Genomic DNA, 13,376 nt, shown 5'->3' with positions numbered 1-13,376 from the left:
ATGTCGATGCAAGATAGTCCGCAGAAACGTTCGATCTGGATGCGCATCCACATCGATCCGCTGTTTATGCTGATCATTCTCGGCCTGCTGACCTACAGCGCTGTGGTGATCTGGAGCGCCAGTGGTCAGGACCCCGGCATGATGGAGCGTAAACTCGGTCAGATCGCGATGGGGCTGGTCATCATGATTGTGCTGGCGCAGGTACCGCCGCGCGTCTATGAAGGCTGGGCGCCCTATCTTTATATTGTCTGCGTCATTCTGCTGGTGGCGGTGGATGCCTTTGGGCAGATCAGTAAAGGCGCTCAACGCTGGCTCGATCTCGGCTTTGTGCGTTTTCAGCCCTCTGAGATTGCCAAGATAGCGGTGCCTTTAATGGTGGCGCGCTTTATCAACCGCGATGTCTGTCCGCCGACGCTGAAAAATACCGGCATTGCGCTGATTCTGATCTTCCTGCCCACCCTGCTGGTGGCGGCACAGCCCGATCTCGGCACCTCAATTCTGATTGCCGCCTCCGGCTTGTTTGTGCTGTTCCTCTCGGGTATGAGCTGGAAACTGATTGGCGTAGCCGTGTTGCTGGTCGCCGCCTTTATCCCGATTTTGTGGTTTTTCCTGATGCACGATTATCAGCGTGACCGCGTGATGATGCTGCTCGACCCGGAAACGGACCCGCTGGGTGCCGGTTATCACATTATCCAGTCGAAAATTGCTATTGGCTCAGGAGGCCTGCGCGGTAAAGGCTGGCTGCAGGGCACCCAGTCTCAGCTGGAGTTTTTGCCGGAACGTCATACCGACTTTATCTTTGCGGTTCTGGCTGAAGAGTTAGGCCTGGTTGGCGTGCTGCTGCTGCTGGCCCTTTATCTGCTGCTGATCATGCGGGGATTGGTTGTGGCAGCCCGGGCGCAGACCACCTTTGGCCGGGTAATGGCGGGCGGTTTAATGCTGATTTTATTCGTTTATGTTTTCGTTAACATTGGCATGGTTAGTGGTATCTTACCGGTAGTTGGCGTGCCGCTGCCGCTGGTCAGTTATGGCGGCTCCGCGCTTATCGTGCTTATGGCGGGATTTGGCATTGTGATGTCGATCCACACTCACCGAAAAATGTTATCTAAAAGTGTCTAAGAGGCTGCAGATGCGTAAGGAATGGCTTGGCGTTGCACTGGCATCACTGGTTCTGGCGGCCTGTACCACGCCGGAACCCCAAAATACGGCGCCGCCGCAACCGGCTTACAATGGACCGGTGGTGGAGATTCCAGGCGTTGAGCCACGTTATGAGCCGATCAATCCAGGCACAAGCCAGGATTACAGCGTGAACGGCAAAAATTATCGCGTCATCAAAGATCCGTCGAACTACAGTGAAGTCGGCCTCGCCACCTGGTACGGTGAAGAGGCGCAGGGCAACCGCACCGCTACCGGCGAAGCCTACGATCCTGATGCGCTGACTGCCGCCCACCCTACTCTGCCGCTGCCGAGCTATGTGCGCGTGACCAATATCGCGAATGGCCGTCAGATTGTGGTGCGCGTTAACGATCGCGGCCCTTACACGCCAGGACGCATTATCGACCTGTCGCGGGCTGCCGGTGACCGCCTGAATATCTCCAACAATTCGCGCGTGCGGGTTGATTACATCAAGGTCGCCCCAGACGGTTCGCTCTCTGGCCCCGGCACCATCGGGACCGTCGTGGCAAAACAGAGCTACTCTCTGCCTGCCCGTCCGGACCTGAGTGGTGGCGCGGTGATGAACGGCGGCAGCGCAGCACCCTCAGAGCCGCCTGCGCAAAATGTTGAGGCCATCAGCAACAGTACGCTGCAAAGCGGTGACAACATGGGCGCGCCGGTGCAGAGCAGCGGCTTTCTTGGTGCACCCCAGCCATTAGCAACCGGCGTACTGGAAGGTAACGAACCGCCAGCCGCCGCACCCGCCAGTTCCGCACCGGCAGTCAGCAATGCGGCTCCCGCAGCAGCCAGCGCCGCGCCTGCAGCCATCAATGGTGGTGCCGACGGATATGTGGTGCAGGTCGGTGCGCTGAATGACCCGGCGCGTGCCCAGCAGATGATGAAAAGCCTGAGCCAGCGTTATGGCGTGCCCGGTAAGGTAGAAGACGCGGGCAACAATGTGTATCGCGTTCAGCTCGGCGGTTACGCCTCCCGCGCCGAAGCGGCAGCGCTGCAACAGCGTCTGAGCAGTGAAGGCCAGGCCGCCTCATTTATTACTAACACGCGTCGCTGAACCGTTTATCAGACAGCTGCACGTTACGTCTGCTAACAACCCAATCATCACGCCCGGTGCCAGTTAATCTGGCATTGAGTATGATGAGTGACATTTTCAACCTCAAACTCACGGATGTTGTAGTCCTACTCATGAACACGCTGAAATCATCTCGTTTGCTGAAACGCCTGACAGTGGGATCACTGATCGCTTTCTCTCTCAGCCATGCTGCTATTGCTGATGACGTCAATCTCAAGACCATGATTCCGGGCGTGCCGGACATTGATGCCGAAGCGTACGTCCTTATCGACTACAACTCAGGCAAAGTGCTGGCAGAGAAAAATGCCGATGCACGCCGCGATCCTGCCAGTCTGACCAAGATGATGACCAGCTATGTCATTGGTCAGGCCGTTAAAGCGGGTAAAATTCATCAGGACGATATGGTCACCGTCGGCCCGGATGCCTGGGCGACCGGCAACCCGGTTTTCAAAGGCTCCTCGCTGATGTTCCTGAAGCCAGGCGACCGCGTGCCGGTTTCTCAGCTGACCCGTGGGATTGTGCTGCAGTCCGGTAACGACGCCTGTGTTGCAATGGCTGACTATGTCGCTGGCAGCCAGGATGCGTTCGTTAATCTGATGAACAACTACGTCAAAGCGATTGGCCTGCAGAATACCCACTTCCAGACCGTTCATGGTCTGGACGCGGAAGGTCAGTACAGCTCCGCGCGCGATATGGCGTTGATCGGTCAGGCGCTGATCCGTGACGTGCCGGAAGAGTATGCTGTCTATAAAGAGAAAGAGTTCACCTTCAATAATATCCGTCAGATGAACCGTAACGGTCTGCTGTGGGATACCAACCTGAATGTGGACGGCATCAAAACCGGTCACACCAACTCTGCCGGTTACAACCTGGTGGCGTCTGCGACTGAAGGCCAGATGCGCCTGATCTCCGCAGTCATGGGCGGTCATACCTACAAAGGCCGTGAAACTGAGAGTAAGAAACTGCTCACCTGGGGCTTCCGTTTCTTTGAAACCGTGGCGCCACTGAAAGCGGGCAAAGAGTTCGCCTCTGAGCCAGTCTGGTTCGGCGATAACGACCGTGTGCAGCTGGGCGTGGAAAAAGATGCTTACCTGACCATCCCACGTGGCCGCATGAAAGATCTGAAAGCCAGCTATGTGCTGACCAACACGGAACTGCATGCACCACTGAAGAAAAATCAGGTGGTCGGCAGCATCAACTTCCAGCTGGATGGCAAGACTATCGAACAGCGTCCGCTGGTGGTGCTGAACGAGATCTCTGAAGGAGGTTTCTTTGGCCGTATCGTTGATTACATCAAGCTGATGTTCCATCACTGGTTCGGTTAAGCGTAGCGGGTGATTGAAAAATCACCCCTTCGCCCCCATTACACGATATTATGTTGCTCCCGCTCAGGCGGGAGCCTGTTTTTTATGCACCGGAGTTAATATGAAAACCAAACTGAATGAGCTGCTCGAATTTCCTACCCCATTTACCTACAAAGTAATGGGTCTGGCACAACCGGAGCTGGTTGATCAAGTGGTTGAAGTGGTGCAACGCCATGCGCCAGGCGACTACAGCCCTGAAGTTAAGCCGAGCAGCAAAGGCAACTATCACTCCGTCAACATCACTATCACCGCCACCCACATCGAGCAGGTAGAACGCCTGTACGAAGAGCTGGGCAACATCGAAATTGTGCGGATGGTACTGTAATTTACGGGTCGGCAAGGCGCCTCTGCCTGACGGTTTGCCGACGTTATCCTCAGCGTTATTTCCTTTAGCGGGCTATCGTTTTGTCAGTTGAAACTCTTCTTGTCCGCCAGTCAGGTCTGCGCGACTGGCAATCTGTCTCCGACGCCATGCATCACTATACCGACCAGCGCAACGACCAGAGTCTAGATGAAATCTGGCTGGTTGAACATCCTCCGGTCTTCACTCAGGGTCAGGCGGGCAAAGCAGAGCATCTGCTGATGCCAGGCGAGATCCCGGTGGTGCAGAGTGACCGTGGGGGTCAGGTCACCTATCACGGGCCAGGACAGCAGGTGATGTACGTCCTGATCGATGTGAAACGCCGTAAGCTCGGCGTACGCCAGCTGGTGACCATTCTGGAAGAGACGGTTATCGCCACCCTGGCAGAGTTTGGCGTCAGCGCCCGCGCCCGTGCTGATGCACCTGGCGTCTACGTCGGGGAAGAGAAGATCTGCTCACTGGGATTACGCATCCGTAAAGGCTGCTCGTTTCACGGTCTGGCGCTGAATGTTGCTATGGATTTGTCGCCCTTCCTGCGCATCAATCCCTGTGGTTACGCCGGCATGAGCATGACCCAGTTGAAAAATTTCCAGCCAGAGGTGACGACGGAGCAGGTACACTCTCCGCTGGTCAGCGCGTTTGCACGGCTGTCAGGTTATGAAAATGTTGAATGGATTTCAGGGGATCTCCCTGTTAAACCTTAACGCAGAATGCGAATTTACAAATATGTAACTTATCCGCGCTGACTGTGGCTGCTTCGCAGGCGATGTGATGATATAATTTTTGCACTTTTTTCAAATAAAGTTGAAAGCAGCCTTCCCGGTTTGAGTGGGAACGCTTTCAAATCGCAATCCGACCGGAACCTGCTGATTTATGAGTAAACCAATTCAGATGGAACGCGGCGTCAAATATCGTGACGCAGACAAAATGGCGCTGATCCCGGTGAAAACCGTGGCTGTTGAACGGCAGGAGATGTTGCGTAAGCCGGAATGGATGAAAATCAAGCTGCCAGCTGACTCCAGTCGTATTCAGGGCATTAAAGCCGCGATGCGCAAAAACGGGCTGCACTCAGTCTGTGAAGAGGCATCCTGCCCTAACCTCGCCGAATGCTTCAACCACGGCACCGCCACCTTTATGATCCTTGGCGCAATCTGTACACGTCGTTGTCCGTTCTGCGATGTGGCACATGGCCGCCCCAATGCCCCTGACGCTAACGAACCCGCTAAACTGGCGCAGACGATTGCCGATATGGGCCTGCGCTACGTGGTGATCACCTCGGTTGACCGCGATGATTTGCGTGATGGTGGCGCACAGCACTTTGCCGACTGCATCAGCGCGATTCGCGAAAAAAATCCGACGATCAAAATCGAAACGCTGGTGCCGGACTTCCGTGGCCGTATGGATCGCGCGCTGGAGATTCTCACCGCGACGCCACCGGATGTGTTTAACCACAATCTGGAAAACGTACCGCGCGTCTACCGCCAGGTGCGTCCGGGCGCGAACTACGAGTGGTCACTGAAGCTGCTTGAACGTTTCAAAGAGGCGCATCCTCACATCCCGACAAAATCGGGTCTGATGGTGGGCCTGGGCGAAACCAATGCCGAAATCGTTGAAGTGATGCGCGATCTGCGTCGCCATGGTGTCACCATGCTGACGCTGGGCCAGTATCTGCAGCCGAGCCGCCACCACCTGCCAGTTCAGCGCTACGTCAGCCCGGCTGAGTTCGATGAGATGAAAGAAGAAGCGATGGCGATGGGCTTTACCCATGCCGCGTGCGGTCCGTTTGTCCGCTCTTCCTATCATGCGGATATGCAGGCCAAAGGCGAAGAAGTGAAATAAGCACGCTTTTGCTTCAGGAAGCCCGAAAAACAAAAAACCAGACTGGAAACAGTCTGGTTTTTTTATCTGTGCCTGAAATAAAAAGTAACAGTTATTTGCAGCAAATAACCGATTAATCTTTATGAACGACGCGTTCTGCCGGCACGTCTTCAGCCGCAGTTCGGGTTGCGCTGGTATCTTCATCTTTCATGGCTTTTTTAAAGCCCTTGATTGCGGAGCCCAGATCGCCACCCAGTGAGCGCAACTTGTTGGTACCAAAAAGCAGTACGATAAGCGCACCGATAATCAGCAGCTTGGCAATACTGATACCTTCCATATTTAACCTTTCAACTTTATCGAATCACGGTGACTGATATTTACGCGCAGTTTGCCTGCGGCGACAACTGGAATCTGTAACAGAGTAAGATCTCAGATGAAGCGACTCAGGAACGCCTGGGTGCGCGGATGCTGTGGATTCGCGATCACCTCTTCAGGCGTGCCCTGCTCCACCATCACCCCCCCATCCATAAAAACCACGCGATCGGCGGCTTCCCGCGCAAAGCTAATCTCATGAGTCACCACGATCATCGTTAATCCCTGGTCGGCCAGGGTACGCATGGTCGCCAGCACTTCGCCCACCAGTTCCGGATCGAGCGCGGAGGTCGGCTCATCAAACAGCATCAGCTGCGGCTTAATTGCCAGCGCCCGCGCAATCGCCACACGCTGTTGCTGTCCGCCCGACAGGTGACGTGGCCAGGCGTCCGCTTTATCGCTTAACCCCACCGTCGCCAGCAGCGATCGGGCATGGACCAACGCCTCCTGACGCGGGAATTTATGCACGCCGATGGGCGCTTCAGTGATGTTCTGCAGCACGGTCATATGGGGGTAGAGATTGAACTGCTGAAACACCATGCCAATTTTCTGGCGCTGACGGGCGATCTGGCGTGGCGACAACCGGTGCAGCACATGCCCTTTAAGTACATACCCGATCTGCTCATCGCCGACCCGAATCGATCCGGCGTTCATCTCTTCAAGATGATTGATGCAGCGCAGAAACGTGGATTTACCGGAACCAGATGGCCCGAGGATCACCACTACTTCACCGGGCCAGACATCCAGATCGATCCCTTTCAGAACCTGATTGTCGCCGTAATTCTTCTGCACATTGCGGGCGCAGACCAGGGGTTCACGCTGACTCATTGTTCCTCCTGCTGGGGTTGCACGTTAGCCGCGACGGCGGCGCGTCTGGGGGCGCTGGCCACCCGACGAGTGCCACGCGCGTAGTAACGCTCGATGGCGGACTGGCCCAGATTGAGGATCGAGGTGATCAGCAGATACCAGATCACCGCCACCATCAGCATCGGGATGATCTCGAAGGTACGGTTGTAGATGGCCTGCACCGAATAGAGCAGATCGCCCATTGCGATCACGCTGACCAGCGACGTCGCCTTGATCATGCTGATCAGCTGGTTGCCGGTGGGCGGAATAATCGACCGCATCGCCTGCGGAATAATGATGCGCCGCAGCGCCCGTGAACGACTCATGCCAAAGGCCTGTGTGGTCTCTACCTGACCGTTATCCACCGACAGCAGACCGGCGCGAATAATTTCCGCCATATAGGCCGCTTCATTCAGCGCCAGCCCGGCAATAGCAGCTGTCAGCGGCGTAATCAGATCGTTGGTATTCCAGCTGGCCAGCGTGATATCGGTCCACGGCAGCGTCAGCGACAGCGCCGGAAACAGCGTAGAAAGGTTGTACCAGAAGATCAGCTGTACCAGCAGCGGCGTGCCTCGAAAGAACCAGATATAGAGTCCGGCAATGCCGCGCAGCAACCGGTTCTCAGAGAGCCGCCAGACACCCAGCAGCAGACCGAGCAGCGTGCCGAGCACCATCGACACCACTGTCAGCCCCAGAGTGACCTGCAACCCTTTGAGCACGGATCCTTCAGTAAACCACTTGAGTACCACCTGCCATTCAAAATTAGGGTTGGTCGCCACCAGCCACAATAGATTGGTGCCGATCACCAGTACTAAAATCCAGCTGATCCAGCGTCCGTAAGTGGGGGCGCTGCGAGCGAACGCCACGTCGCGCAGCTGTGCCTCGCCGCTGTGCAGATGGCGCGGCGGGCTCATTTGCTGGCCTCTTTCGCCAGATTCAGTCCGGGTGCGGTGGTCATGTTGCCCTCAAGCTGCCACTTTTTCATGATGGCCGCATACGTCCCGTTCTGATACAGCTCTTTGTAGGCATCCAGCACCACCTGACCCAGCGGCGAGCCTTTCGGCACCACCGTGCCCTGGAAAATATCGCCAAAGCCGTTTTTCTGCCCTTTGCCCGCTAGCTCAAGCTGCCCTTTCGCCTGATTAACAAAGTAAGTCAGCGGCGCCTGTGATGAGAAGAACGCATCGGAGCGTTTAGAGCGTACCGCCAGAATTGATGAAGGCTGATCGGTAAAGGCCTGCACCGTCACGGCCGGTTTCCCGTCGGCCACACACCGGTCTGACTGCTTACGGATAACCTGTTCCGCAGAGCCAGCGGCCATAACGGCAATGCGCTTGCCGCAGGTGTCGTCCAGCTGATTGATTCTGGCTGGATTGCCCTTCTGCACGCCGAACACCACGAACTCCTGCACAAAATCGATGAAATCCACTTTCTGCTGACGGTCCGGATAATCACCAATCGGCCCAATTGCCAGCTGATAACGACCCGCATTGATGCCGGTGAGTACGCCCGATAAACCACTCACCGTCGCATGCTCGATCTTCACACCCAGCAGTTGTGCCAGTGCAGTCGTTAATTCGGCCGACGCGCCCTCCATTGAGTGCGGGCCATTCACAATTTCATAGGGCGGAAATGAACCGTTATTCACTGAAATCATTTTGCCCGATTTTTTGATCTCATCCGGCAGCCTGTCATGCAGGGCCTGGTCAACTTTTTGCACCGGAATAGCGTCGGCAGCCTGCGCCAGGGATGCAGTCAGCCCCAGCGCCACGATTAAGGCGGTTGCTCTCTTCGTCATAATGGATTCCTGGTTCAGCGGATCAGTTGAGTTCGGGACGGGCAAAGCGCCGGTTTTCCAGTACCGGCAGAACCCGGCGGGCATAGGCGACGCGCTCAGGATCGAGATCGGCAAACAGCAGCGCCGGCGATTCCGCCGCATTCGCCACCGCTACGCCCAGCGGATCGACCACCAGACTGTTGCCGATATTGCGCGGGCCACACTCCCCCACCGCCACCATATAGCAGGTGTTCTCCAGCGCGCGGGCACGGGTAAGCAGTTCCCAGTGCATCTCTTTCAGCGGACCTTTAACCCAGGCGGCAGGCAGCACCAGCACCTCTGCACCATCCAGCACCAGCCGACGCGCCAGCTCAGGGAAGCGCACGTCATAGCAGGTCATTAATCCGACTTTCATACCCGCGACCTCAATCAGCGGCGGAATGACGTGGCCGGGATTGACCCGCTGCGACTCCTGCATCGCAAAGGCATCGTACAGATGCAGCTTTTCATAGGCGGCGATGATCTCACCGTTGCGGATCGCTACCAGCACGTTGAGCGCTTTTTGCTCGCCGGTGGGAACGTGAATGCTCATCATGGTGGTCAGCGCAGTGTGCTTGCTGGCGGCCAGCAGCTGGCTCAGAAAAGGGCCATCCAGCGGCTGCGCCGCCTTCAGCACTAAATCGGGGTCGGCTATATCACGTGCCAGCACCCCTTCCGGCAGTACCAGCAGATCGGCGCCACCTTCTGTCGCCCGCTGCATTAAGTCCAGACAGATACGGGCGTTCTCCTGCCATTCGCGGCTCACCGCAAATTGTCCCAGTGCTACTTTCATCATTTCTCTTCTCCCGCAGCGGCCGGAAACATTGCTTCCGGCGTCAGTACCTGGTGAGTCAGCCCTTGCTCATAGAGCTCGCGACCAAAGTCCGCAATCATCTTTCTGTTAACGCTAAAACCATTCTGATTCCAGTCAGCGGGCAATTCCTGCGCAGTGCGTCGCAAATCGTCCAGCAGCCACGGCGTGGTGTCGGCATATTTCTCTCTTTTCTGCATCCACAGCCGGTAAGAGCGATCGATGACCTCACTTAACGCCGCAGGCAGCCACGGATGCTCCGCCGCCAGTGCCGGTTTCAGCGCCAGAATGTGGATGCCCGGCACATAGCCGACACGATTAAAGTAGTCCCGCTCCGCCTGATAAAAATCGGTCTGCAGCTGACGTAATCCCGAACCCGGCAGGAAAAAGCCCTCCGGCATAAATGGCGTGAAGATGGCATCCAGCTCACCCGCCTGCAGCATCTCTATCAGCGGTCGTTCGTCAGGCGCGGGTTCAATGCGGCCCGGGCGGCCAAATCCCGCCAGCCGATCGACAATCGGATGATCGGCAGTAAGACGACCGGCATACCAGAACACATCATCGATTTCGACGCCTGCTTCACGCAGCACCGTGCGTGTCCAGGTATTGCCCGAATCCTGCCAGCCGGTGACGCCGATTATCTTACCTTTCAGCTGCGCAGGCGTGGTGATGGGGCTGCTGCTGGTGGTGATAATGCAGCGCTGGCGGAAGCCGCGCATCAGGAAGTGTGGCAGGCCAAGCAGTGTTTCGTCTCCTCTGGCCCGGCCCTGAGCATAGCGGCTGAAGGAGACTTCGCCCGCGTCATAGTCGGGGCTGGTCGCCAGATCATTCACCAGCGTGCCGACGCGGTCGATCTGCAGTTCAAAACCTTCTGGTCTGATATCGCCCAGCGCCAGCGGGGTGAAGTAGTCCCAGTCGCGTACCGCCAGTCTGATGAGTAGCCTTGCCATGATCTCTCCGTTTACGCTGCACCGTCGGGACGGGGCATAAAATAGTGCTTGAATTTGATACTAGATCCGGAATACTTACCTGAACAATCATTAATTTGTTACTGAACAAAGTATTTTCTTATGACAGAGAGCGTCGACCTCAACTGGTTTTGCAGCCAGATAAAATCGCCTTCAGTGAAAGGCATTGCACAGGCAGCCTCCGCGCTGATTCGTGACGGACAGATCGCGACAGGTATGCAGATGCCTGCGGTGCGGGAGATAGCGGAGCAGCTGGGTGTCAGCTCGGCAACCGTTTCTGCTGCCTGGGCGCAACTCAGAAAGCAGAAAGTGCTGGCGGGCAAGGGGCGCAGTGGTGTCTGGGTCAGTAGTAATACGGTGATGCCGCGTCCGATTCGCTTTGAGAAGATCGGCAACTACGGTGATAACATCCGCGCCGATCTGACCCTCGCCGCGCCCGACCCCGCCCTGCTGCCTGACCTGCAGCGTGCGCTGCAGGCGGCCCTGCACTCACCGCAGCTCAACAGCTACACCCGTGAGGCGATTTCCGCGCCGCTGCTTCAGGCGATCGCGCCGCGCTGGCCCTATGCTGCAGAGGCGTTTCTGGCGACAGATGGCGGTTTTGACGCGATGAATCTGCTGGTGCAAACCCTGGTCTCGCCGGGAGACCGCGTGATTATTGAAGATCCGACCGCGACCCGGCTGCTCGATATACTGGATAACGTCGGCGCAGAGATTCTGCCGCTGGCGTGTGATGATCAAGGCCCGCTGCCAGAGGTTCTTTCTCTTCTGCTGGAGCAGGCACCGGTAATGTTGATCTATCAGCCCCGCACCCACTCGGCCACCGGGAACAGCATCAGCCCGGCGCGACGTCAGGCAATGGCGCAGGTTCTGCAACAGAGCAACACACTGATCGTTGAGGATGATGGTATTGGCGATCTCTCCGCGGAGGCGAGCTGGAGCCTGGGTTCAATCTTTCCTGAACGCACGCTGCACGTCCGTTCGTTTTCCAAAGCCTATGGACCGGACCTGCGGCTGGCAGTGCTCTCTGCCACCTCGGAGATGGTCAGGCGCATTCAGTCATGGCGAAATTTTGGCGTCAGCTGGACCAGCCGCATTCTGCAGGATGCGGTGGCGTGGCTGCTGGAGGATGAGGAAACGCAACGGCAGATCGCCACCGCACGCGCGACCTACCGGCAACGGCGTGAAGCGTTGCTCGCGGCGCTGGCACAGCGTGGGCTTGATCTGCCGCTTCGCGACGGATTAAGCCTCTATATTCCGGTGACTTCAGAGCAGTTTGCCATGATCACGCTGGCTGCCCGCGGTATTGCGGTCGTGCCAGGCGAGCGCTGTCGGCTCGGCCCAACCCAATTTATTCGCGTCAGTATCGCCAGCCTCAGGGATGAACAGCGGGAGATGATTGCCGGGGCGCTGGTCATCGCCAGCGGACGGGAATTTAACTCGCTTGCAGATCTTTGATGAGATAACAGGGGGATTCAACATAGCCTTCACGGGCGTAGAACTGGTTCGCCTTGAGACGTGACTGATGGCAATGGACTTCCATGCGATCGCAGCCACGACGAGCCGCCAGCATTTCAGCATGCTGAATCAGCTGCTGGCCGACGCCTTTACTGCGCTCACCTTCTGCAATGCAGAAATAGCTGATGCGGGCGAAATCACCGGCCAGCGCCAGCTGAGGAATAAAATGTAAGGAGAGAAACCCCAGCACCTGACTGCCATGTTCAGCCACCAACAGCGCTTCACTGGGATCGCTGCATAACTGCGCCAGGCGCTGTTCAATGAAGCTTTCAGTGCCGCCGTAGCCTAACTCGCTCAGTAATGCACTCAACGCAAAACTGTCTTTCAACTCTGCCTGACGTATGTTCATCCTGCCTCCTCACTCACCGGGTTCTGTCGCACAGTTATATAGCGTCGCAAGCCAAAAAGCTGCATATCGGGTTGTTATAAATATGTTACGGTTATTTAGTGTGAACCGCCGCGCAGTTTGTGCGGCAACACGCCGAGAGTGAGAGTACGACAGGGGGGATGAAGCGCAGATTACAGCCATAAAAAAACCCGCCATAAGGCGGGTTTTTAGAATTCTGACTGTTAACTTACAGACTGATAACGTTAGCAGCAGATGGGCCTTTAGCGCCGTCGGTGATTTCAAACTCTACGCGCTGACCTTCAGCCAGAGTTTTGAAGCCGTTGCTCTGGATTGCAGAGAAATGTACGAATACATCTTTGCTGCCATCTTCAGGAGTAATGAAACCGAATCCTTTAGATTCATTAAACCACTTAACGTTACCTTTGATCTTAGACATCTATATTACCTTTACATGAAAAATGGACACTAAACTGTGTCGGGGTCTAGTACAGCAATTGCTGAGGGATTTGTCCAGCATGATTTGATGAAAAAGTGATAAATATCGACATTCTGTACATCCATCACACTTTCCTGCTTTTCGACTTGCGAAACATCGCTCAACGCGTATCAGGCGCAGAGCGGGTATCGGTCGCTAACCTGCTGGAAACGAAACCCTTTTTAATTTTAAGCGGTTACGTTACTGACGTTAAAAAGAAAAATCTGATTAAGATATATTCCTGTTCTTAATGACGTTTACGCCGCTAAAAGGACATTTTTTTTCTATCATCCAGACGGTAAGTCCCATGACCTTAAACCCGTTTTTCTGCTTTTTCAGGCCTGCGTCCTGCCAGTGGCTATTTATTGTACGATAAATCTTAAATTCACTGGCGCAGATCCCGCTCCCTCGCCAAAAAAAATGAGTCGGCTGT

General features: G+C 55.9%; 15 protein-coding genes. 7 read left to right on the top strand and 8 right to left on the bottom strand.

Annotated elements, in window-relative coordinates:
- The 6 genes from mrdB to lipA all read left to right on the top strand — a co-directional run bounded on the left by mrdB (position 1) and on the right by lipA (position 5,809).
- Complete coding sequence (mrdB, locus tag ACMGGP_RS04315) at positions 1-1,119, top strand: peptidoglycan glycosyltransferase MrdB (protein ID WP_022626056.1); 1,119 nt, start codon at positions 1-3, stop codon at positions 1,117-1,119.
- A 10-nt stretch (positions 1,120-1,129) separates the two neighbouring features.
- Entirely contained in the window at positions 1,130-2,227 is a 1,098-nt protein-coding gene (rlpA, locus tag ACMGGP_RS04310) for an endolytic peptidoglycan transglycosylase RlpA (RefSeq protein ID WP_498798207.1), read from the top strand.
- 80 nt (positions 2,228-2,307) lie between these two features.
- The gene (gene dacA / locus ACMGGP_RS04305) at positions 2,308-3,570 is read left to right on the top strand and encodes a D-alanyl-D-alanine carboxypeptidase DacA (RefSeq protein WP_498798206.1); all 1,263 of its coding nucleotides are present in this window, start codon (positions 2,308-2,310) and stop codon (positions 3,568-3,570) included.
- A 100-nt stretch (positions 3,571-3,670) separates the two neighbouring features.
- Positions 3,671-3,934 carry a DUF493 family protein YbeD gene (gene ybeD / locus ACMGGP_RS04300; RefSeq protein WP_003854030.1) on the top strand — a complete coding sequence of 88 codons (264 nt, stop codon included), beginning with the start codon at positions 3,671-3,673 and terminating at the stop codon, positions 3,932-3,934.
- Positions 3,935-4,014: 80 nt separating this feature from the next.
- Positions 4,015-4,674, top strand: a complete 660-nt coding sequence (gene lipB, locus ACMGGP_RS04295) for a lipoyl(octanoyl) transferase LipB (protein WP_498798205.1) — start codon at positions 4,015-4,017, stop codon at positions 4,672-4,674.
- 169 nt (positions 4,675-4,843) lie between these two features.
- Entirely contained in the window at positions 4,844-5,809 is a 966-nt protein-coding gene (lipA, locus tag ACMGGP_RS04290; RefSeq protein WP_010258979.1) for a lipoyl synthase, read from the top strand.
- A 112-nt stretch (positions 5,810-5,921) separates the two neighbouring features.
- Here the strand turns inward: lipA and tatE are convergent, their stop codons facing one another.
- From tatE to ACMGGP_RS04260, 6 genes are all read right to left on the bottom strand, one after another.
- Complete coding sequence (gene tatE / locus ACMGGP_RS04285) at positions 5,922-6,125, bottom strand: twin-arginine translocase subunit TatE (protein WP_010671272.1); 204 nt, start codon at positions 6,123-6,125, stop codon at positions 5,922-5,924.
- 92 nt (positions 6,126-6,217) lie between these two features.
- The gene (locus tag ACMGGP_RS04280; protein ID WP_498798204.1) at positions 6,218-6,988 is read right to left on the bottom strand and encodes an amino acid ABC transporter ATP-binding protein; all 771 of its coding nucleotides are present in this window, start codon (positions 6,986-6,988) and stop codon (positions 6,218-6,220) included.
- On the bottom strand, positions 6,985-7,920 hold the full coding sequence (locus ACMGGP_RS04275; protein ID WP_498798203.1) for an amino acid ABC transporter permease: 936 nt from the start codon (positions 7,918-7,920) through the stop codon (positions 6,985-6,987). The genes ACMGGP_RS04280 and ACMGGP_RS04275 overlap by 4 nt, the downstream gene beginning before the upstream one ends.
- Positions 7,917-8,804, bottom strand: coding sequence for an ABC transporter substrate-binding protein (locus ACMGGP_RS04270; protein ID WP_061704241.1), 888 nt, complete (start codon positions 8,802-8,804; stop codon positions 7,917-7,919). The genes ACMGGP_RS04275 and ACMGGP_RS04270 overlap by 4 nt, the downstream gene beginning before the upstream one ends.
- A 22-nt stretch (positions 8,805-8,826) precedes the next feature.
- Positions 8,827-9,618, bottom strand: a complete 792-nt coding sequence (locus ACMGGP_RS04265; RefSeq protein WP_498798202.1) for a deaminated glutathione amidase — start codon at positions 9,616-9,618, stop codon at positions 8,827-8,829.
- Positions 9,615-10,583: a substrate-binding domain-containing protein gene (locus ACMGGP_RS04260; RefSeq protein WP_425013801.1), complete on the bottom strand. Its 969-nt coding sequence runs from the start codon at positions 10,581-10,583 to the stop codon at positions 9,615-9,617. Before ACMGGP_RS04260 ends, ACMGGP_RS04265 begins: the two co-directional genes overlap by 4 nt.
- Positions 10,584-10,703: 120 nt before the next feature.
- Here ACMGGP_RS04260 and ACMGGP_RS04255 point away from each other — a divergent pair, with 120 nt between their 5' ends.
- Positions 10,704-12,059 (top strand): aminotransferase-like domain-containing protein, encoded by a 1,356-nt coding sequence (locus ACMGGP_RS04255; RefSeq protein ID WP_425013800.1) that lies wholly within the window; start codon positions 10,704-10,706, stop codon positions 12,057-12,059.
- On the opposite strand, the gene ACMGGP_RS04250 is transcribed toward ACMGGP_RS04255, so the two are convergent.
- Both ACMGGP_RS04250 and cspE read right to left on the bottom strand, forming a co-directional pair.
- A complete protein-coding gene (locus ACMGGP_RS04250) occupies positions 12,037-12,468 on the bottom strand; it encodes a GNAT family N-acetyltransferase (protein WP_010258992.1) in 432 nt (143 codons plus the stop codon). The two genes, ACMGGP_RS04255 and ACMGGP_RS04250, sit on opposite strands and share 23 nt — an antisense overlap.
- Positions 12,469-12,694: 226 nt before the next feature.
- Positions 12,695-12,904 (bottom strand): transcription antiterminator/RNA stability regulator CspE, encoded by a 210-nt coding sequence (cspE, locus tag ACMGGP_RS04245; protein WP_006118399.1) that lies wholly within the window; start codon positions 12,902-12,904, stop codon positions 12,695-12,697.
- Between the last annotated feature and the right edge of the window lie 472 nt (positions 12,905-13,376).

It is taken from the genome of Curtobacterium sp. BNK-1 (assembly GCF_048685235.1).
Classification (GTDB): Bacteria; Pseudomonadota; Gammaproteobacteria; order Enterobacterales; family Enterobacteriaceae; genus Pantoea; species Pantoea agglomerans.
The sequence above is the reverse complement of the archived record's forward strand: the minus strand, read 5'-3'. Positions and strand labels throughout refer to the sequence as shown.